The organism is Citrobacter sp. Cf118 (assembly GCF_030334095.1).
Classification (GTDB): Bacteria; Pseudomonadota; Gammaproteobacteria; order Enterobacterales; family Enterobacteriaceae; genus Citrobacter; species Citrobacter freundii.
Map to the genome: position 1 here is coordinate 25418 of NZ_JAOWES010000089.1, position 19803 is coordinate 45220.

The window sequence follows — 19803 nt, forward strand, 5'->3', positions numbered from 1 at the left end:
GGACAAACCTCAAGGTGCCAGGCACCGCCCGCCCCCTCAAATTTTTATGCACGGTGATTTTTTTGAAAATAAAACGAAAAGGAAAACAGTGAGTTATGCCAAGACCACCAAAACCGCCCGCTTACCTTGATGAAATCGCGGCGCAGCAGTGGAAAGCAAAGGCGAAGCAACTGGCGGAACGTGGTGATCTGACGCCTGCCGACTGGAACAACCTTGAGCTTTATTGCGTCAACTATTCGATGTACCGCAAAGCCGTGGAGGACCTTGCCACGCGGGGCTTCAGCATTGTGAACAGCCAGGGCGGCGAGAGCCGTAACCCGGCACTGAGCGCAAAGGCTGATGCCGAAAAAATTCTCATAAAAATGTCGTCGTTGCTGGGCTTTGATCCGGTAAGTCGTCGCCGTAACCCGCCTGAAACAGAAGAGGAAGACGAGCTTGACCGCATGGAATGATTACGCAATCGCCATAAAATCTGGCGAAATTCCGGCCTGTAAGCGGGTAAAACAGGCCGTTGAAAGGTACTTTTCAGACCTGAATGACCCCCGGTATGAGTTCGATACGGCGACCGTAGAGCGGTTTATTGCCTTCTCGCGGCTCTGTCCACACGTCAAAGGCCCGCTACGTGGTCAGCCTATCGAGCTGGAGCCGTGGCAGCAGTTCGCCTTTGCTAACCTGCTGGGCTTTAAGGTCAGGGAGTCAGGCCGCCGCAAGTACAGCAGCGCCTTTATTGAGGTGCCGCGCAAGAATGCCAAATCCACCGTAGCCGCCATGCTGGCTAACTGGTTTCTGGTGATGGAGAAGGGCCAGCAGGATATCTACACGGCGGCGGTGAGCCGGGATCAGGCCCGAATCGTGTTCGACGATGCCCGCCAGATGTGCCTGCTGTCAAAACCGCTGAAAAAGCGCGTAAATATTCAGGCGCATAAAGTCATTTTCCCGAAGAGCAACAGCCTGCTAAAGCCGCTGGCGGCGAAAGCGGCCACCATTGAAGGGACTAATCCCAGCCTGGCGATTGTCGATGAATACCACCTTCACCCGGATAACGGCGTTTATTCCGCGCTTGAGCTGGGTATGGGCGCACGTCCTGAGGCGATTTTATTCGCCATCACGACCGCCGGAAGTAACGTTGTCTCCGCCTGTAAACAGCATTATGACTACTGCTGCCAGATACTGGCCGGGGAAGAAAGCAACGATTCGCTGTTTGTCCTGATCTACGAGCTGGACGACGAAAGCGAGGTTGAGCAGCCGGAAATGTGGATCAAGGCTAACCCTAACCTGCATGTGTCCGTTGACGCGGCGAAGCTGGAATCCACCATCCAGAAAGCACGGGGCATACCGTCGCAGTGGGTGGAAATGCTGACCAAACGTTTCAATATCTGGTGTCAGGGTTCCACACCGTGGATGGGTGCTGGGGCATGGGATGCCTGTGCACTCGATTATGCCGAAGAAGATCTGGCCGGGATGGAGTGTTACGCCGGATTTGACCTGTCCTCAACCAGCGATATTACCAGCGTGAGTTACGCTTTCCCGTTTGAACGCGAGATCAGGCTTCTTACCCGGCACTATCTGCCCGAAGCGCAGCTACTTAACGTTGCTAACAAAAACCGCGCCATCTATCGCCAGTGGGTAAAAGCGGGCTGGATACGAACCACCCCCGGCGACTGTATCGACTATGACCGCATCCGTGACGATATCCTGCGCGACGCTGAAACATTCAATATCCGGCTGGTGGGCTTTGATACGTGGAACGCCACACACTTGCGCACTCAGTTGCAGGGGGCTGGCCTCGATGTGGAGCCGTTCCCGCAAACCTATCTGAAATTCAGCCCGGTAGCGAAATCCTTTGAGGTTTTTGTTAACCGCAAGGTGGTGCGTCATCGTGGCGATCCGGTTCTGGCCTGGGCGATTGGTAACGTGGTGATGGAGTCCGACGCCAATGCCAATATCAAGCCCAACAAAAAGAAATCCTCCAACAAGATAGACCCTGCGGTTTCTGCGCTTATGGCGTTCGGCACATTCCAGGCAGAGCACGAGGATTTTGCATTCGATATGAGCGATAGCCATAAGCAGCGACTTGCCGAATTTACCGGGATTTGAATATGCTCAAACACAAGAAAATTGAGTCTGTGATCGACGAAATGGCACGTCAATTGGGCCATGAACTTAACGGGCAGGATAAGCTGGTAATCCGCACTAAAACAGCTATGGTGTTGGCCGCTAAACAGCGGCACCGCCAGCGCATGGAAGCGCCACCCTATCAGTGGCGAAAGCCAGATAAATTAAGGCGTTGAAAGAGGTTCATCCCCTATAAAGCACCAGTATTGTTCTGGTGCTTTTTTGTTTGTTCAGACAAATATGTATAAACATCTGTATAAACATTAATAAAAAAGGCGCTATCCCATGCCGAGTAGCGCCTTTTTATTCAATAACATAGCTGAAATCTATCAGTTCATGCCGTATTTTTTCAGTTTTTTACGCAGCGTACCACGGTTGATGCCCATCATCAGGGCAGCACGGGTCTGGTTACCGCGGGTGTATTGCATCACCATGTCCAACAGGGGCTGTTCTACTTCAGCCAGTACCAGCTCATAGAGATCGTTAACATCCTGACCATTCAATTGAGCAAAATAGTTCTTCAGTGCCTGTTTAACCGAGTCACGCAGGGGCTTTTGAGTTACCTGGTCCTGAGAGTTAACGGTAGAAACGGTCAGTACGTCAGAATTTACGCGTTGTTCGAACATAGTTCTGTCAGCTCTTTATTTCTGTTTACGCAAAATTTTCGAAGTATGCCTCCAACGCCGCCAGCTGTTCGCTGGAATCTTCAATGGCGTTGAATGTGCGCCGAAACTGGTCATCCGGAGCGTGTTCCTGGAGATACCAGGATACGTGTTTACGCGCAATTCGGTACCCTTTTGCCTGACCATAAAAGTCGTGCAGTTCCCGAACGTGCGCACAAAGCAAGCGCTTCACCTCTGCCAGAGGCAGCGGGGGCAGCAGCTCCCCAGTGTCCAGATAATGCTGGATTTCCCGAAAGATCCAGGGTCTTCCCTGAGCTGCACGTCCTATCATCAGGGCATCCGCCCCCGTATAGTCGAGTACAGCTCTGGCTTTATGCGGGTCAGTAATGTCGCCATTCGCGATAATCGGAATGGAAACTTTCTGCTTAACTGCCCGAATACTGTCGTACTCAGCATCTCCATTGAACAAACAGGCGCGGGTGCGTCCATGAATGGTCAGAGCCTGAATGCCACAATCTTCAGCCAGTTGGGCAATCTCTACGCAGTTACGGTGTTCCGGAGCCCAGCCGGTGCGAATCTTGAGTGTGACAGGAACGTCCACTGCATTGACGACCTCGGTTAGTATCGACTTCACTAAATCCGGGTACTGCAAGAGGGCTGAACCTGCGAGCTTGCGATTCACTTTTTTAGCCGGACACCCCATATTGATATCAATAATCTGGGCGCCGCTTTCCACGTTAATACGTGCGGCATCGGCCATCTCAACAGGGTCGCTACCGGCAATTTGCACCGTGCGAATTCCTGGCTCATCAACGTGCACCATCCGTAAACGAGACTTGTCACTTTCCCAAACCTGCGGGTTAGAAGACATCATCTCGGATACCGTCAATCCTGCTCCCATCTCATAGCACAGCGTCCTGAATGGTCTGTCAGTGATGCCAGCCATAGGTGCTGCGATCAGGCGATTTCTGAGCTGGTATTGTCCGATGCGCATGAGTTAAGAAATGACCATACTGTGACTGCAAGGCGGCGTATATTACGCATTTTTCGCACGAGATGAAAGGCCAAACTTTGACCAATCCACTGAGGTGGATCAATGAATTGCCGTAAATGTGAACGCATGAAAATATTTAATCATATAAATCATTGCATTATAAAAATGTGTCTATTTTATATACACATATAATTTTGCGTAACTTCTCATTTTTTCTTCAGCTGCAGAAGGTACTGACAAGATATTCTGCTGAATTAATCAGCAAATTACCTCGCCATTGTGTGATCGCTACCTCATTTTAGTACAGGATCTCGGTATCCCCAGAATAGCTTTCCGTAATCTTGCGTTCATTCAACGGCTGCAGCGGGCGATTGTTTGCAGGCCCAACAGTGTAGTGAAATTTATCCAACTGTTCGGCTGAAAGAGCAACAGGCGTTTTCAGGACAGCCCAGGTAACGCCTTCGGTGCAGGGAGGCGTTGTTAGCGAACCACGGTAGCGCCAGTAGGTTTTATTGTCGGGTAAAAGCTGATTGATATTAACTGGTGAGAAGATGGGCATACTGCTGTCTTCCATGGCTGGAAAGGACTCCCACAAATTTTGAATCGCCTGGTTAGGTTCATCGACATCAAACATGACCGCTACGATGGCGATGTCTCCGTGTTGGTTTTTGTGGACTAACTGCAGCTCCAGCGGATAGGTTTTACCGTTGAGGGTATGTTCACTCGGGGCGTGAAAATCAAATTGTTTTAAATAATAAAGCGTTTCATCAATTTCAATGGAATTAGATGTATAGCTACTCATCGTTGCCTGCAACGTATGGTTAATGCTCCGAAATCTAGTTGGGCCATCGAAGTACTGCATGTTGAGCGCGGGAAGACCGAGTTTACTGGTTGTGGTGGTCTGGATGTCTATAGGGGATTGGTTTATGCCTGTCTGGCACGTTGCATACGCTTTGCTGATTTCTCCCCACCGTGCAGGGCCGGTCTCTCCGATATATCCCCATGATGCGGCAAGCGTTGTCAGGGGCATCAAGCATGCTGTTAGTAAAGTTGTTGTAAAACGATAGAAATGCATACGTACACTCAACGAAAACAATATAAAAATTAACAAAATCAATTGATTATTATATCGCTGAGGACAGTGTCGGTATGCTGGTCTATTGTCTGAAAATGGCGTGGTCAGATAACCACGCCGGAAGGGATTATTTTTTCTGACCGGTAATGCGGCACCACTCTTCTTTCTCGATAACCGGATCGAGCGTAAAGAGATCGGCATAGGCTTCACAGACGCTTTCCGCTTGGCTGGCAAGAATACCAGAAAGCCCCAGTAGACCACCCTCAACGGGCAGTACGCTGATTAACGGCGCCAGTTCACGTAATGGGCCCGCGAGGATGTTGGCGACCACCACGTCGGCTTTCATGGCTTCTGGCTGGTCTTTCGGCAGATAAAGCTCCAGACGCTCAGAAACGCCATTACGCTGGGCGTTATCACGGCTGGCCTGAATCGCTTGTGGATCGATATCCACGCCGATGGCTTTCGCTGCACCCAGTTTCAATGCCGCAATGGCAAGAATGCCGGAGCCGCAGCCAAAGTCGATAACCGTTTTACCGTTAAGATCGAGACCGTCCAGCCATTGCAGGCACAGAGAGGTGGTGGGGTGCGTGCCTGTACCAAACGCCAGACCCGGATCCAGCATCACGTTGACAGCATTCTCATCCGGGACATCGCGCCAGCTCGGGCAAATCCACAGACGTTCGCCAAAGCGCATCGGGTGGAAGTTATCCATCCATTCGCGTTCCCAGTCTTTGTCTTCGAGCTGTTCGATTTTATGCACGAAGCCTTCACCCAGCAGCGGATGCTGTTCCAGGATGGCAACAACTTCTTTCATGTCGGTTTCTGCATCGAACAAGCCGATAACGTCGGTATCACCCCACAGGCGAGTCTCGCCCGGCAGAGGTTCAAATACCGGCGTATCATGCGTATCCTGGAAAGTAATGGAAACGGAGCCCGCTTCCATCAGCGCATCGCTCAACTCTTCAGCGTTGGCACCGGTCGTGTTCAGTTTCAGTTGGATCCATGGCATGGCAAAACTCTTTATTTATCAGTAGTCAATATGGCGACTTGCGGGACGGCGGAACCGAAACGGTTGCCGATCAGGAAAGCCAGCAAGCTTATCAGTAACGAGGGCACGATCGGATGGAAGCCCAGGAACTGAACGTTAAAGGTGGCGAGTAAAGCATAAAGCACGCCGCCGACAATCATCGCGCTCAATGCGCCTGACGCGTTTGCCCGCTCCCAGTAGAGGCCCAGCACCAGCGGCCACAGGAAGACGGCTTCCAGCCCGCCAAACGCCAGCAGATTCAGCCAGATAATCATCTCTGGTGGTTTCCAGGCGGCCAGCAACAGTAACGCGCCCAGCAACAGGGTAATCACTGCCGACATGCGCTTCAGCCGGGTTTCGTTTTCCAGCTGTTCCGGGCGAAGGTTCAGGTACAGATCCTTAATGATCGTAGCGGAACTTTGTAGCAATTGGGCATTGATCGTCGACATGATCGCAGCCATAGGGGCCGCGAGGAAAATCCCGGCAGCGACCGGCGGCAAGACTTTGACCATTAGCGTGGGGATAACCAGATCTGGTACCGTCAGGTCAGGGATTACCGCCCGTCCCAGAGCACCCGCCAGATGCATACCAAACATCAGGATCGCCACTACGATGGTGCCGATGATAATGCCGCGGTGTACCGCTTTACTGTCTTTATAAGAGATGCAGCGCACCGCCGTATGCGGCAGGCCAATCACGCCAAAGCATACCAGCACCCAGAATGAGGTCATAAACGTGGGTGACAAAATATCATCCGCGCCCTGCGGCGAGACCAGTTTCGGGTCGATGGTTTGCAGGGTTACCACTGCATTGCTAAGGCCACCGGCGGCATGAACGACGCCGACCAACAAAACGATAGTACCAATCAGCATTACCATGCCTTGCATGGTGTCGTTCAGTACGCTGGCGCGAAATCCGCCGAACGCTGTATACAATGCGATACTGACGCCAAAGATCAGCAGACCGGTTTCGTAAGGAATGCCCGCGGCGGTTTCCAGCAAACGTGCGCCGCCAATAAACTGTACGGTCATTGCTCCGACAAACGCGACCAGCAGGCTAAGGCTCGCCAGCCACACCAGCAGGCGGCTCTGGTAGCGCGCAAACAGCATATCGTTGAGGGTAACAGCATTATAACGACGCGCCAGAATCGCGAATTTCTTACCAAGAATCCCCAATGAGAGCCAGACGGCAGGCAACTGGATCATCGCCAGCAGCACCCATCCCAGTCCGTATTTGTAAGCAGCGCCAGGACCGCCAATAAACGAGCTGGCGCTAATGTAGGTTGCCGTTAGCGTCATCGCTAACACGACCCCGCCCATGGAACGGCTGCCAAGGAAATATTCATTCAGGAAGGTACCGGTCACTCTCTTACGCATGGCGTAAACAGAAAGGCCGAAGACCACCAGAAGATAGGCGACCAGCGGTAAAATAACTTCAAGCTGCATCGTCATCCTCCAACGAAATGTCGCGATAGATAAACTTCACCATCGCCCAGCACAGCACGATGAAAACCAGCGGTGTTAGCAGGCAGGCCATTTCGAACCAGTGCGGTAAGCCGGTAAAACCCAGCGTTGAATCAGGTAAGTAAGCGGCCACTAACCATGTGACCAGATATAAAAGGGTTAGCCACAGCGCCCAGCGCGCCTCTTTATGGGCCTGAACAAAACGAGCGTCCATTTTTTGTCCCTTGTGGATAAAGAAAGCGGGGATTGTACCTTATGGCACGTGCGGGAGGGGAGAAAAACAAAAGGCCGGAATTTCCGGCCTTTTTGGTTAACGCACGCTTACTTTTCCTGAAGTCCGAGTTTTTTCTCCAGATAGTGGATATTGGTTCCACCGTGCTGGAAGTGCTCGTCATTCATGATACGGATCTGCAGGTCAACGTTGGTTTTGATACCGTCGATGATCAGTTCCTGCAAGGCGTTTTTCATACGGGCGATAGCAACGTCGCGGTTTTCGCCATAGCAGATCAGCTTACCGATCATTGAGTCATAGTACGGAGGTACGGTGTAGCCTGCGTAAATATGAGACTCCCAACGCACACCAAAACCACCCGGCGCGTGGAAACGCGTGATTTTACCCGGGCTTGGCAGGAAGGTGTTCGGGTCTTCGGCATTGATACGGCATTCTACCGCATGGCCTTTAACCACAACTTCGTCCTGCTTGATGGACAGCGGTTGACCCGCTGCGATGCGCAGTTGCTCTTTGATCAGGTCAACGCCGGTGATCATTTCGGTTACCGGGTGTTCAACCTGAATACGGGTGTTCATCTCAATGAAGTAGAACTCGCCGTTTTCGAACAGGAACTCGAAAGTACCCGCCCCGCGATAGCCGATATCAACACAGGCTTTGGCGCAACGCTCACCGATGTAGCGACGCAGTTCCGGAGTAATGCCCGGTGCTGGTGCTTCTTCGACAACTTTCTGGTGACGACGCTGCATGGAGCAGTCACGCTCTGCCAGATAAATTGCGTTACCCTGACCGTCTGCCAGCACCTGAATCTCGATGTGGCGTGGGTTTTCCAGGTACTTCTCCATGTAAACCATGTCGTTGTTGAAAGCCGCTTTTGCTTCCGCTTTGGTCATGGAGATGGATTGTGCCAGTTCGGCATCGCTACGCACGACGCGCATACCGCGACCGCCGCCGCCGCCGGAGGCTTTGATGATAACCGGATAACCGATGCGTTTAGCATGAGCGCGGTTAGCGTCCATGTCATCGCCCAGCGGGCCGTCAGAGCCTGGAACTGTTGGCACACCTGCTTTCTTCATCGCGGTGATTGCGGACACTTTGTCACCCATCAGGCGGATGGTGTCGGCTTTCGGGCCGATGAAGATAAAGCCGGAACGTTCTACCTGTTCAGCAAAGTTGGCGTTCTCAGAGAGGAAGCCATAACCCGGGTGAATTGCCACCGCGCCGGTGATTTCAGCAGCGCTAATGATAGCCGGGATGTTCAGATAGCTTTTTACGGATGCTGCCGGGCCAATACAGACCGTCTCATCCGCCAGCAATACGTGTTTTAAATCGCGATCCGCGCTTGAATGCACCGCGACAGTCTTGATGCCCAGTTCTTTACAGGCACGAAGAATACGCAAGGCAATCTCGCCGCGGTTGGCGATAACAATTTTATCCAACATGTTCGCCTCGTTATTCGATGACGACCAGCGGCTCGTCAAATTCTACCGGTTGACCGCTTTCTACCAGAATCGCTTTAACTACGCCGGATTTGTCGGCTTCGATCTGGTTCATCATTTTCATGGCTTCAACGATGCACAGGGTATCGCCCGCATTCACTTTCTGGCCGATTTCGATGAACGCTTTCGCATCCGGGCTCGGGGTGCGGTAGAACGTACCAACCATTGGGGAGCGTACGATGTGACCACTGATTTCCGCTGCTGCCGGAGCTTCCATACTTGGAGAGGCAGTTTGTGCGACAGCGTTAGACAGAGCTGGCTGCTGCATCACTGGTGCAGCATAAGCCTGTTGCATCATCGGAAAACTTGCAGCTGGCGCTGCACGGCTGATGCGTACAGATTCTTCGCCTTCAGAAATTTCCAGTTCGGAGATGCCTGATTCTTCAACCAGCTCGATCAGTTTTTTAATCTTACGAATATCCATGAGTGGGTTCCGTACTCTTTGTTTAGTGAGATTGTGACAAGCGTTTTACCGCCGTCTGTATAGCATTTTTATAACAGTGAGTGACAAGATGCCACGCATCTCAGGCGCTGCACTGGGTGCTGCTGCCATTAAATGAGATTGCCAGACTTGTTAGTCATTGTGCGGCTATCTTCTGCCATTTTCGGGTAAAAGACAAAATATACCTTCAATATGCGATTGTCACCCTTTCAGCGCTTTAAAAACGCTACCGGGGATAGCAAAGTCGCACATTATAACTATTTCGTAGCAATTGGCAGCTAAATACTGGTCTTATCAGGGAAGATAATCAACCGTTAACATGTAAAGAAAATCGGATCGTCCGTGTTTTGCAACGCACTGCACATAACGTGAAACTACCGCCACCACTGGCGAAACTTCTTGTAACGGCACGCTAACAGCACCGCCGCGAGCGCTGCATAAATAATCGGTTGAGGGGAGATAATTTTTACCGACCACAGATAATGTATGGGTGCCAGGATCGCCACAAGATAGACGAAGTTGTGCAGATACTGCCAGTTTTTACCCAGCATTCTCTGTGCAGCTTGCGTAGACGTTAAAGTGAGGGCGAATAATATGACCCAGCTAGCAATGCCCAATGTTAAATAAGGTCGCGTAAGTAATTCCCGCCCTAATAACGCCAGATTATTAATGCCCAGCTCGAGTAACGCGTAGCTGGTTAAATGCAGCGTTGCCCAGGCGAAACACCATAGCCCTAACAGACGACGTGTGCGTATCAATAATGGCTGTTTAGCGTAGCGCGTGAGTGGAGAGACCAGCAAGGTCGCCAGCAAGAATTTCAGAGCTGTCCTACCGGTAAAGTGCTGGATATCTTTGACCGGATCGGCGCTCAGGCCGCCGTGATTTACCGCCCAAAATAGCCAGATAAACGGCAATAAACCGGCAAGATGCAGGCAAACTTTCAGCCCGATAATGTGCTTTGCGGTCAGACGCACTTAAAAATTCTCCTGCAAATTGAGTCCGCGATACAGTGATGCAACCTCTTCGGCATAGCCGTTAAACATCAGCGTGGGCTGACGCTGTACGTCCAGGATACCGCCTGCGCCAATAAAACGCTCAGTGGCCTGGGACCAGCGGGGGTGATCGACATGCGGATTCACGTTGGCATAAAATCCGTATTCATTGGGCGCGGCCAGATTCCAGGTTGTCGGAGGGCGTTCGCGCGTGAGTTTGATACTCACGATCGACTTAATGCCTTTAAATCCATATTTCCACGGCACAATTAAGCGAATGGGCGCGCCATTTTGTGGCGGAAGGGCCTTACCATAAACCCCCACAGTAAGCAGTGTGAGTGGGTGCATTGCTTCATCCAGACGCAGTCCTTCAACATAGGGATATTTTAGCCCGCCGCCAATAAAGCGATCTTTCTGTCCCGGCATATCATCCGGTGCGTACAGCGTTTCGAACGCGACATACTTTGCGTTGCTGGTGGGTTCAACCTGCGCCAGCAGTTTATGTAACGGAAAGCCAATCCACGGCACGACCATTGACCAGGCTTCCACGCAGCGCATCCGATAAATCCGTTCTTCCAGCGGGAAACGGGCGGTCAGCGCATCGTGATCGAGGGTGAGTGGTTTTGCCACCTCGCCACTGATTTGCAACGTCCACGGATCGGTTTTCAGGCTGCCTGCATTGGCTGCCGGATCCGCTTTATCGAGACCGAACTCGTAGAAGTTGTTGTAGCCAGAAACCTTATCCGCAGGCGTTAAAGGAAGTGAATTTTGCCAGGCTGCGGGCTTACTGAAATCAAGCGGCTTACCTGCAGGTGCGGGCGGGCGGTCATTACCCTTAAACCAACTCAGAAGGTCAGCCTGTGCAGGGTGGGGTAAAGACAACGCGGCTGCGCTGATCCCTAGTGCTTTCAGCACCTGGCGACGCTGCATAAAAAAAGCCGACTCGTCAGTGACGTCGGCTTCTGTAAATGGACGTAATTTCTTCATAACAGACTCCCGGCTTACGCGTCATAACTGACAGGGGACGCGTAGTTAATATGGCAGGGAGTCTGTAGATATGCCGCGAAATTTGGTTAATTAAGTGTAAATTTCTGCGCCAGGGCCTGTTACTTCACCTTCACCAGCGTACGGCCTTGCACCTGGTTATTGATGATGGCATCGGCGAACTTCGGCGCATCCGCCAGCGTAATTTCCGTTGCCGCCTGAGCATAGAACGATTCCGGCAGATCCTTAACCAGACGCGCCCAGACCTCTGCACGGCGTGCCGGCGGGGTCATCACCGAGTCCACTCCTTGCAAACGAACGTTACGCAGAATGAATGGCATCACCGTGGTCGGCAGAGCGAAACCACCCGCCAGGCCGCAGGCGGCAACGCAGCCACCGTAGTTCATCTGCGCCAGAACTTTTGCCAGAACTTTGTCGCCAACGGTATCCACCGCGCCAGCCCACAGCTGTTTTTCCAGCGGACGAGACTCGGCAAACTCATCGCGGCCAAGAATACGGTTAGCGCCCAGGCTTTTCAGGTAGTCGTGGGTGCTTTCACGGCCCGAAACCGCCGCAACCTGATAACCCAGCTTATGCAGTAACGCAACGGCTGTGCTGCCCACGCCGCCGCTGGCGCCGGTGACGACAATTTCACCGTCTTGCGGGCGAATACCTGCATCTTCAAGCGCCATAACGCACAGCATAGCGGTAAAGCCGGCGGTACCGATGACCATGGCTTTACGTCCATCCAGTCCTTTTGGCAGCGCAACCAGCCAGTCGCCTTTCACGCGTGCACGCTCAGCCAGTCCACCCCAATGATTTTCACCCACGCCCCAGCCGGTCAGCAACACTTCCTGACCCGCATGAAAACGGGGATCTTCGCTTGCACGTACGGTACCGGCGAAATCGATACCAGGAATCATCGGAAAATTACGAATGATTTTACCCTTGCCAGTGATAGCCAGAGCATCTTTATAGTTCAGGCTTGACCAGTGGATATCCACCGTAACATCGCCTTCAGGTAGCTGATTTTCGTCGAGGGGTTGAACGGATGCGAGGGTTTTTCCGTCCTGCTGTTCTAAGATCAAAGCCTGCATAACCTGTCCTCAATTCGTATAGTGGATTGGAAAATTATTAATGAAGACTATACTCGCTAATCAAAACATGATGCCGATTCTGCGCAATAAATTGCCAGATATACCTGATTTGGTAGTATGCCCACACTGTATGTATAAATGGACGGATTTTGCGTTCAGTTTTGCATTTTTGGGTCGCTTTATCACTTTCAGGCCTGTTTCATAACTGTCGGAGTTAACACAAGGATGCGATTAACGACGAAATTTTCAGCTTTTGTCACGCTGCTTACTGGGTTAACGATCTTCGTGACTCTGATCGGCTGTTCGCTGAGTTTCTATAACGCTATTCAATATAAGTTCACCACGCGCGTGCAGGCGGTCGCGACGGCGATTGATACGCATCTGGTCTCCAGAGATGTCGTTGCGTTAACCCCGCAAATCGATGAGCTGATGGTTTCTGTTGATATCGTGCGCATCGAACTGTTGCAGGGCGAACACGTGGTGTATGACCATTCGCGCACCAGTAGCTACCGACCGGCAGGGACGAACAATCTCTACCGCGAGATCACCGTACCGTTGGTCAAGCATCCGGGCATGTCATTGCGTCTGGTTTATCAGGATCCGATGGGTAACTATTTCCATTCGCTACTGACCACCGCACCGCTCACGATAGCCATTGCTTTCATTATTCTGATGCTCTTTTTGTCTGTGCGCTGGCTTCAGCGCCAGCTTTCGGGTCAGGAGCTGCTGGAGATTCGTTCCACACGTATTCTGAACGGCGAACGTGGACCGAACGTGCGGGGAACGGTCTATGAATGGCCTGCGCGCACCAGCAGTGCGCTCGATATGCTGCTGACTGAAATTCAAAATGCTCGCGAGCAACGCAGCCGCCTGGATACGCTGATTCGTTCCTATGTCGCGCAGGATACAAAAACTGGGCTAAGCAACCGCCTGTTCTTTGATAACCAACTGGCCACGCTGCTGGAAGATCAGGAAAAAGTAGGCTCGCATGGCGTCGTGATGATGGTGCGCCTGCCGGACTTTACGCTGCTGCGCGATAGCTGGGGAATCACCCTCGCGGAAGAACAAATCTCGACGCTGATCAATTTGTTGTCGACTTTTATGACGCGCTATCCGGGCGCGTTGCTGGCGCGTTACCACCGTAGCGATTTTGCCATCCTGCTGCCACACCGCACGTTGAAAGAGGCGGAAAGCATTGCCGGGCAATTATTAAAAGCGGTAGATGCACTTCCGGCTAATAAAATGATCGATCGTGCCGATATGGTTCATATTGGTATTTGCGTTTGCCGCAGCGGTCAGTCGCCGGAGCAAGTGATGGATCATGCTGAAGCAGCCACGCGGAATTCGGTTTTGCAGGGCGGAAATAGCTGGTCGGTCTATGATGACTCGCTGCCGGAAAAAGGTCGGGGCAACGTACGCTGGCGAACGCTGATCGAACAGATGCTCAGCCGGGGTGGGCCGAGAATTTATCAAAAGCCAGCAGTAACCCGTGAAGGGCGAGTGCACCATCGGGAGCTGATGTGCCGTATTTTTGATGGTAACGAAGAGGTCATTTCGGCGGAATATATGCCGATGGTCCTTCAATTTGGCCTGGCTGAAGAGTATGACCGTTTGCAGATAAGCCGTCTGATCCTGCTTTTGGGGTACTGGCCGCAGGAAAATCTGGCGATGCAGATAACGGTTGAATCGCTTATTCGCCCACGTTTTCAGCGCTGGCTGCGTGATACGCTGATGCAGTGCGAAAAATCATTACGCAAACGCATAATTATTGAACTTGCTGAGGCAGATGTCTGTCAACATATCAGCCGGTTACAGCCTGTCATCAGATTGATGAATGCGCTGGGCGTGCGTATTGCCGTTACGCAGGCGGGGTTAACGCTGGTGAGCACCAGTTGGATTAAAGAGCTTAACGTTGAGTTATTGAAGCTGCATCCAAGTCTGGTGAGGAACATTGATAAGCGAACGGAAAATCAGCTTCTGGTTCAAAGCCTGGTGGAGGCCTGTTCGGGAACACCCACGCAGGTTTACGCTACGGGCGTACGTTCGCGTAGTGAGTGGCATACGCTGACAGAACGCGGAGTTGCGGGTGGGCAAGGGGATTTTTTTGCTGCATCACAACCACTTGACACTAACGTGAAAAAATATTCGCAAAGATACTCGGTTTAACCTGCCGTTTAATTTGTTTTCACGTAGAATAACGCGCGCTGTGCCTTCTGGGGGTGTGCTTGCCTGCTCGCCAGGTTGTAACAGCAAACATGCAGGTGAATGACCTTTGACAGGTTGCAAACAAAAGCGAGGAGTGCTGCTGATTTATTCAGCCCTGATGGACTCAGGCCGGTTTTGTAACAAAGGAAACGAACTGCACTAATTTTCACCGTAGCAGATGATTTTTGCGCCTTGTCGCTGCTGCGTGTGGTTGGTAAAGTAAGCGGATTTTGTTTTCCGCCCCAGCTTTCAGGATTATCCCTTAGTATGTTGAAAAAATTTCGTGGCATGTTTTCCAATGACCTGTCCATTGACCTGGGTACCGCGAATACCCTTATTTATGTAAAAGGACAAGGCATCGTATTGAATGAGCCTTCTGTTGTGGCCATTCGTCAGGATCGTGCCGGTTCGCCGAAAAGCGTGGCTGCAGTAGGTCATGATGCGAAGCAGATGCTGGGTCGTACGCCGGGCAATATCGCTGCAATTCGCCCAATGAAAGACGGCGTTATCGCTGACTTCTTCGTGACTGAAAAAATGCTCCAGCACTTTATCAAGCAAGTGCACAGCAATAGCTTCATGCGCCCAAGCCCGCGCGTACTGGTGTGTGTACCGGTTGGAGCAACTCAGGTTGAACGCCGTGCGATCCGTGAATCAGCTCAGGGCGCAGGTGCTCGTGAAGTCTTCCTGATCGAAGAGCCGATGGCGGCTGCGATCGGTGCGGGTCTGCCAGTTTCTGAAGCAACCGGTTCAATGGTTGTTGATATCGGTGGTGGTACCACTGAAGTTGCCGTTATCTCCCTGAACGGCGTGGTTTACTCCTCTTCTGTTCGTATTGGCGGCGACCGCTTTGATGAAGCCATCATTAATTATGTTCGTCGTAACTACGGTTCTCTGATCGGTGAAGCGACCGCAGAACGTATTAAACACGAGATCGGTTCCGCTTATCCGGGCGACGAAGTGCGCGAAATCGAAGTTCGCGGTCGTAACCTGGCTGAAGGCGTTCCGCGCGGCTTTACCCTGAACTCCAACGAGATTCTGGAAGCCCTGCAGGAACCGCTGACCGGTATCGTTAGCGCGGTAATGGTTGCACTGGAACAGTGCCCGCCGGAACTGGCGTCTGACATCTCCGAACGCGGTATGGTGCTGACCGGTGGCGGTGCGCTGCTGCGTAACCTTGACCGTCTGTTAATGGAAGAAACCGGTATTCCAGTTGTTGTTGCTGAAGATCCGCTGACCTGCGTGGCGCGCGGCGGCGGCAAGGCGCTGGAAATGATCGACATGCACGGCGGCGACCTGTTCAGCGAAGAGTAATCGGATGCAGGTTGGGTAGCCCCCGCGGGTTGCCCTTCCGCTCTGATACGAGAATACGCATAGACTATGAAGCCAATTTTTAGCCGTGGCCCTTCGCTACAGATTCGCCTTATTCTGGCGGTGCTGGTGGCGCTCGGCGTTATTATTGCCGACAGCCGCTTGGGTACGTTTAGTCAAATCCGAACGTACATGGATACCGCCGTCAGTCCTTTCTACTTTATCTCAAATGGTCCTCGTGAATTACTCGACGGCGTGTCGCAAACGCTAGCTTCGCGTGACCAACTCGAACTTGAAAACCGGGCATTGCGTCAGGAACTGCTGCTGAAAAATAGCGAACTGCTGATGCTGGGGCAATACAAACAGGAGAACGCGCGTTTGCGCGAGCTGCTGGGATCGCCATTGCGTCAGGACGAACAAAAGATGGTGACGCAGGTCATCTCAACGGTTAATGACCCTTACAGCGATCAGGTGGTGATCGACAAAGGGAGCGTTAACGGCGTCTACGAAGGTCAGCCGGTTATTAGTGACAAAGGCGTTGTGGGTCAGGTCGTGGCGGTGGCTAAACTTACGAGCCGCGTGCTGCTGATTTGCGATGCGACGCATGCGCTGCCCATTCAGGTTCTGCGTAACGATATTCGCGTGATCGCTGCGGGTAACGGCTGCACTGACGATCTTCAGCTCGAACACCTGCCGGCCAATACCGACATTCGCGTTGGCGATGTGCTGGTCACCTCGGGTCTGGGCGGACGTTTCCCAGAAGGTTATCCGGTTGCTGTTGTTTCTTCCGTTAAGCTGGACACTCAGCGCGCTTATACCGTGATTCAGGCTCGCCCGACCGCGGGTCTGCAGCGTTTGCGCTATCTGTTGCTGTTGTGGGGTGCCGATCGTAATGGCGCGAACCCGATGACGCCGGAAGAAGTACACCGCGTTGCCAATGAACGTCTGATGCAAATGATGCCGCAAGTTCTGCCAGCACCAGATGCCATGGGGCCGCCTGCGCCAGTGCCAACTCCTGCAACAGGTGTGACTCCTGCGCCTGTGGATACCACGCCGCCACAACCTGCTCCGCGTAAGCCGGGAGGACAGTAAGTGGCAAGCTACCGTAGCCAGGGACGTTGGGTTATTTGGCTCTCGTTCCTTATTGCACTGTTGCTGCAAGTCATGCCCTGGCCGGATGACATTCTGGTTTTCCGGCCAAACTGGGTACTGCTCATCTTGTTGTATTGGATCCTGGCGCTGCCGCATCGCGTAAATGTGGGCACGGGATTTGTGGTGGGTGCCATACTGGATCTCATCAGCGGCTCCACGCTTGGCGTGCGCGCATTGTCGATGAGTATCATTGCTTATCTGGTCGCGCTGAAATTCCAGCTATTCCGAAACCTCGCGCTCTGGCAACAGGCGCTGGTGGTCATGTTGTTATCACTGGTCGTGGATATTATTGTTTTCTGGGCCGAGTTTTTAGTGATCAACGTCTCTTTCAGACCTGAAGTGTTCTGGAGTAGTGTAGTGAATGGCGTGCTTTGGCCATGGCTATTCTTACTGATGCGTAAAGTCCGTCAGCAGTTTGCGGTGCAATAAGGTTGATATGAATACTCTGTATCTTGCTTCAGGTTCTCCACGTCGTCAGGAGTTGCTCGCTCAGCTTGGTGTTACGTTTGAACGACTGATCCCTGGGATTGAAGAACAGCGGCACCCGCAGGAAAGTGCGCAGCAGTACGTTTCCCGTCTGGCGCGCGAAAAAGCGCAGGCTGGTGTAGCACTGGCACCGCGCGATTTGCCGGTATTGGGTGCGGATACCATCGTTATCCTTAATGGCGAAGTGCTGGAAAAACCGCACGACGCTGCCCACGCCGCAGCAATGCTGCGCAAACTGTCGGGCAAAACGCATCAAGTTATGACGGCCGTGGCACTGGCCGATTGCCAGCACAGTCTGGACTGCCTGGTAGTGACGGAAGTGACATTCAGAGCACTAACCGATGAGGACATCGCGGGTTATGTTGCCAGCGGTGAACCAATGGATAAAGCAGGTGCATACGGTATTCAAGGGTTGGGTGGCTGTTTTGTCAGGAAGATAAATGGCAGCTATCACGCCGTAGTCGGCTTACCGCTGGTAGAAACGTATGAGTTGCTGACCAATTTTAACGCACTGCGTGAGAAAAGGGATAAACATGACGGCTGAATTGTTGGTAAACGTAACGCCATCGGAAACTCGGGTGGCTTACATTGATGGCGGTATTCTGCAGGAAATTCATATTGAACGTGAGGCGCGACGCGGAATCGTAGGCAATATCTACAAAGGTCGTGTAAGTCGTGTACTTCCGGGTATGCAGGCGGCTTTTGTAGATATTGGACTGGATAAAGCCGCATTTCTTCACGCTTCTGACATCATGCCGCACACCGAATGCGTGGCGGGTGAAGAACAAAAACAGTTCACCGTACGCGACATTTCTGAACTGGTGCGCCAGGGTCAGGATCTGATGGTGCAGGTGGTAAAAGATCCTTTGGGAACGAAGGGCGCACGCCTGACGACGGACATCACGCTTCCTTCCCGTTATCTCGTTTTTATGCCGGGGGCCTCGCATGTTGGCGTATCCCAACGTATCGAAAGCGAAACGGAACGCGAACGTCTGAAAAAAGTGGTGGCGGATTACTGCGATGAGCAGGGTGGCTTCATCATTCGCACGGCGGCAGAAGGCGTATGCGAAGAGGATCTGGCCTCGGATGCTGCCTACCTGAAGCGCGTCTGGACAAAAGTCATGGAGCGTAAAAAGCGCCCGCAAACGCGCTACCAGATGTACGGTGAACTGGCACTGGCACAGCGCGTGTTGCGTGACTTTGCCGATGCGCAGCTTGACCGCATCCGCGTCGACTCCCGTCTGACCTATGAGGCGTTACTGGAATTTACGGCGGAATATATCCCCGAGATGACCAGCAAGCTGGAACATTACAGCGGACGCCAGCCTATTTTTGATCTCTTTGACGTTGAGAATGAAATCCAGCGCGCGCTGGAACGCAAAGTTGAGTTGAAGTCCGGCGGTTATCTGATCATCGATCAAACTGAAGCGATGACCACCGTCGACATCAATACCGGCGCGTTTGTTGGGCATCGTAATCTCGACGACACTATCTTTAATACTAATATTGAAGCAACGCAGGCCATTGCTCGTCAGCTGCGTCTGCGTAACCTCGGCGGCATTATCATTATCGATTTTATCGACATGAATAATGAAGATCACCGTCGCCGGGTACTGCACTCCCTGGAGCAGGCTCTGAGCAAGGATCGTGTAAAAACCAGCATTAACGGTTTTTCACAGCTGGGCCTGGTGGAGATGACGCGCAAACGCACACGTGAAAGCGTGGAACATGTATTGTGCAACGAGTGTCCAACCTGCCATGGGCGTGGTACGGTGAAAACGGTGGAAACCGTATGTTATGAAATCATGCGCGAAATCGTGCGGGTACATCATGCATATGACTCCGATCGTTTCCTGGTTTATGCATCTCCGGCAGTGGCTGAAACCCTGAAAGGTGAAGAGTCACATGCGCTGGCGGAGGTTGAGATCTTTGTCGGCAAACAGGTCAAAGTACAAATCGAACCGCTGTATAACCAGGAGCAGTTCGACGTCGTCATGATGTAAATCGTGTAGTGGCACCCGCGCATGTAGGCCGGATAAGGCGCAAGCGCCGTCATCCGGCAATATTCACTCAAGGGGTGTGAGTCATATTTTTTGGTAGACAAGGAGAGGT

Annotated in this window: 20 protein-coding genes; 9 read left to right on the plus strand and 11 right to left on the minus strand. The window is 52.3% G+C overall.

All coding sequences use genetic code 11. The features are described 5' to 3' along the window. The first annotated feature begins 95 nt into the window (after positions 1 to 95). Genes OGX67_RS23770 through OGX67_RS23780 form a run of 3 tightly spaced genes read left to right on the plus strand, consistent with a single transcriptional unit; the run spans position 96 to position 2291 of the window. Positions 96 to 452 (plus strand): phage terminase small subunit P27 family, encoded by a 357-nt coding sequence (locus tag OGX67_RS23770; protein WP_001137908.1) that lies wholly within the window; start codon positions 96 to 98, stop codon positions 450 to 452. Then, positions 436 to 2097 carry a terminase large subunit gene (locus tag OGX67_RS23775; RefSeq protein WP_087812401.1) on the plus strand — a complete coding sequence of 554 codons (1662 nt, stop codon included), beginning with the start codon at positions 436 to 438 and terminating at the stop codon, positions 2095 to 2097. The genes OGX67_RS23770 and OGX67_RS23775 overlap by 17 nt, the downstream gene beginning before the upstream one ends. A 2-nt stretch (positions 2098 to 2099) precedes the next feature. Next, the gene (locus tag OGX67_RS23780) at positions 2100 to 2291 is read left to right on the plus strand and encodes a hypothetical protein (RefSeq protein WP_001549737.1); all 192 of its coding nucleotides are present in this window, start codon (positions 2100 to 2102) and stop codon (positions 2289 to 2291) included. 153 nt (positions 2292 to 2444) lie between these two features. Here the strand turns inward: OGX67_RS23780 and fis are convergent, their stop codons facing one another. From fis to acuI, 11 genes are all read right to left on the minus strand, one after another. Beyond that, the gene (gene fis, locus OGX67_RS23785) at positions 2445 to 2741 is read right to left on the minus strand and encodes a DNA-binding transcriptional regulator Fis (protein WP_000462905.1); all 297 of its coding nucleotides are present in this window, start codon (positions 2739 to 2741) and stop codon (positions 2445 to 2447) included. A gap of 25 nt (positions 2742 to 2766) precedes the next feature. Then, positions 2767 to 3732, minus strand: a complete 966-nt coding sequence (gene dusB, locus OGX67_RS23790) for a tRNA dihydrouridine synthase DusB (RefSeq protein WP_003025224.1) — start codon at positions 3730 to 3732, stop codon at positions 2767 to 2769. A gap of 298 nt (positions 3733 to 4030) precedes the next feature. Then, complete coding sequence (locus OGX67_RS23795; protein WP_204583228.1) at positions 4031 to 4807, minus strand: carbonic anhydrase; 777 nt, start codon at positions 4805 to 4807, stop codon at positions 4031 to 4033. Positions 4808 to 4934: 127 nt separating this feature from the next. Further along, positions 4935 to 5816 carry a 50S ribosomal protein L11 methyltransferase gene (prmA, locus tag OGX67_RS23800; RefSeq protein ID WP_003839878.1) on the minus strand — a complete coding sequence of 294 codons (882 nt, stop codon included), beginning with the start codon at positions 5814 to 5816 and terminating at the stop codon, positions 4935 to 4937. A gap of 11 nt (positions 5817 to 5827) precedes the next feature. Beyond that, on the minus strand, positions 5828 to 7279 hold the full coding sequence (gene panF / locus OGX67_RS23805) for a sodium/pantothenate symporter (protein WP_071697440.1): 1452 nt from the start codon (positions 7277 to 7279) through the stop codon (positions 5828 to 5830). Continuing rightward, positions 7269 to 7511, minus strand: a complete 243-nt coding sequence (locus OGX67_RS23810; RefSeq protein WP_044714552.1) for a YhdT family protein — start codon at positions 7509 to 7511, stop codon at positions 7269 to 7271. Before OGX67_RS23810 ends, panF begins: the two co-directional genes overlap by 11 nt. A gap of 107 nt (positions 7512 to 7618) precedes the next feature. After that, a complete protein-coding gene (gene accC, locus OGX67_RS23815) occupies positions 7619 to 8968 on the minus strand; it encodes an acetyl-CoA carboxylase biotin carboxylase subunit (protein WP_003025213.1) in 1350 nt (449 codons plus the stop codon). Positions 8969 to 8978: 10 nt separating this feature from the next. Further along, complete coding sequence (gene accB, locus OGX67_RS23820) at positions 8979 to 9449, minus strand: acetyl-CoA carboxylase biotin carboxyl carrier protein (protein WP_003025210.1); 471 nt, start codon at positions 9447 to 9449, stop codon at positions 8979 to 8981. Positions 9450 to 9841: 392 nt separating this feature from the next. Further along, positions 9842 to 10441 (minus strand): protein-methionine-sulfoxide reductase heme-binding subunit MsrQ, encoded by a 600-nt coding sequence (gene msrQ / locus OGX67_RS23825; protein ID WP_096878796.1) that lies wholly within the window; start codon positions 10439 to 10441, stop codon positions 9842 to 9844. After that, positions 10442 to 11446 carry a protein-methionine-sulfoxide reductase catalytic subunit MsrP gene (gene msrP / locus OGX67_RS23830; protein ID WP_257651778.1) on the minus strand — a complete coding sequence of 335 codons (1005 nt, stop codon included), beginning with the start codon at positions 11444 to 11446 and terminating at the stop codon, positions 10442 to 10444. It lies immediately after the preceding gene. A gap of 119 nt (positions 11447 to 11565) precedes the next feature. Beyond that, positions 11566 to 12540, minus strand: coding sequence for an acrylyl-CoA reductase (NADPH) (gene acuI / locus OGX67_RS23835; protein ID WP_257651777.1), 975 nt, complete (start codon positions 12538 to 12540; stop codon positions 11566 to 11568). A 225-nt stretch (positions 12541 to 12765) separates the two neighbouring features. Here acuI and csrD point away from each other — a divergent pair, with 225 nt between their 5' ends. From csrD to rng, 6 genes are all read left to right on the plus strand, one after another. After that, the gene (gene csrD / locus OGX67_RS23840) at positions 12766 to 14706 is read left to right on the plus strand and encodes an RNase E specificity factor CsrD (RefSeq protein WP_003025202.1); all 1941 of its coding nucleotides are present in this window, start codon (positions 12766 to 12768) and stop codon (positions 14704 to 14706) included. Between the two features lie 306 nt (positions 14707 to 15012). Further along, on the plus strand, positions 15013 to 16056 hold the full coding sequence (mreB, locus tag OGX67_RS23845) for a rod shape-determining protein MreB (RefSeq protein ID WP_000913396.1): 1044 nt from the start codon (positions 15013 to 15015) through the stop codon (positions 16054 to 16056). Positions 16057 to 16122: 66 nt separating this feature from the next. Beyond that, positions 16123 to 17145, plus strand: a complete 1023-nt coding sequence (gene mreC / locus OGX67_RS23850; protein ID WP_003025198.1) for a rod shape-determining protein MreC — start codon at positions 16123 to 16125, stop codon at positions 17143 to 17145. Next, complete coding sequence (gene mreD / locus OGX67_RS23855) at positions 17146 to 17634, plus strand: rod shape-determining protein MreD (RefSeq protein ID WP_003025196.1); 489 nt, start codon at positions 17146 to 17148, stop codon at positions 17632 to 17634. It begins immediately after the preceding gene. Positions 17635 to 17641: 7 nt separating this feature from the next. Further along, positions 17642 to 18235, plus strand: coding sequence for a Maf family protein (locus OGX67_RS23860; RefSeq protein WP_003839891.1), 594 nt, complete (start codon positions 17642 to 17644; stop codon positions 18233 to 18235). Further along, positions 18225 to 19694, plus strand: coding sequence for a ribonuclease G (gene rng / locus OGX67_RS23865; RefSeq protein WP_003025190.1), 1470 nt, complete (start codon positions 18225 to 18227; stop codon positions 19692 to 19694). Before OGX67_RS23860 ends, rng begins: the two co-directional genes overlap by 11 nt. Positions 19695 to 19803: the final 109 nt, after the last annotated feature.

Excerpts from the sequence above, each read along its gene's own strand:
- OGX67_RS23770 (WP_001137908.1), top strand. The coding sequence starts at position 96 with ATGCCAAGACCACCAAAACCGCCCGCTTACCTTGATGAAATCGCGGCG.
- OGX67_RS23780 (WP_001549737.1), top strand. The coding sequence starts at position 2,100 with ATGCTCAAACACAAGAAAATTGAGTCTGTGATCGACGAAATGGCACGT.
- fis (WP_000462905.1), bottom strand. The coding sequence starts at position 2,741 with ATGTTCGAACAACGCGTAAATTCTGACGTACTGACCGTTTCTACCGTT.
- dusB (WP_003025224.1), bottom strand. The coding sequence starts at position 3,732 with ATGCGCATCGGACAATACCAGCTCAGAAATCGCCTGATCGCAGCACCT.
- OGX67_RS23795 (WP_204583228.1), bottom strand. The coding sequence starts at position 4,807 with ATGCATTTCTATCGTTTTACAACAACTTTACTAACAGCATGCTTGATG.
- prmA (WP_003839878.1), bottom strand. The coding sequence starts at position 5,816 with ATGCCATGGATCCAACTGAAACTGAACACGACCGGTGCCAACGCTGAA.
- panF (WP_071697440.1), bottom strand. The coding sequence starts at position 7,279 with ATGCAGCTTGAAGTTATTTTACCGCTGGTCGCCTATCTTCTGGTGGTC.
- OGX67_RS23810 (WP_044714552.1), bottom strand. The coding sequence starts at position 7,511 with ATGGACGCTCGTTTTGTTCAGGCCCATAAAGAGGCGCGCTGGGCGCTG.
- accC (WP_003025213.1), bottom strand. The coding sequence starts at position 8,968 with ATGTTGGATAAAATTGTTATCGCCAACCGCGGCGAGATTGCCTTGCGT.
- accB (WP_003025210.1), bottom strand. The coding sequence starts at position 9,449 with ATGGATATTCGTAAGATTAAAAAACTGATCGAGCTGGTTGAAGAATCA.
- msrP (WP_257651778.1), bottom strand. The coding sequence starts at position 11,446 with ATGAAGAAATTACGTCCATTTACAGAAGCCGACGTCACTGACGAGTCG.
- acuI (WP_257651777.1), bottom strand. The coding sequence starts at position 12,540 with ATGCAGGCTTTGATCTTAGAACAGCAGGACGGAAAAACCCTCGCATCC.
- csrD (WP_003025202.1), top strand. The coding sequence starts at position 12,766 with ATGCGATTAACGACGAAATTTTCAGCTTTTGTCACGCTGCTTACTGGG.
- mreB (WP_000913396.1), top strand. The coding sequence starts at position 15,013 with ATGTTGAAAAAATTTCGTGGCATGTTTTCCAATGACCTGTCCATTGAC.
- mreC (WP_003025198.1), top strand. The coding sequence starts at position 16,123 with ATGAAGCCAATTTTTAGCCGTGGCCCTTCGCTACAGATTCGCCTTATT.
- OGX67_RS23860 (WP_003839891.1), top strand. The coding sequence starts at position 17,642 with ATGAATACTCTGTATCTTGCTTCAGGTTCTCCACGTCGTCAGGAGTTG.
- rng (WP_003025190.1), top strand. The coding sequence starts at position 18,225 with ATGACGGCTGAATTGTTGGTAAACGTAACGCCATCGGAAACTCGGGTG.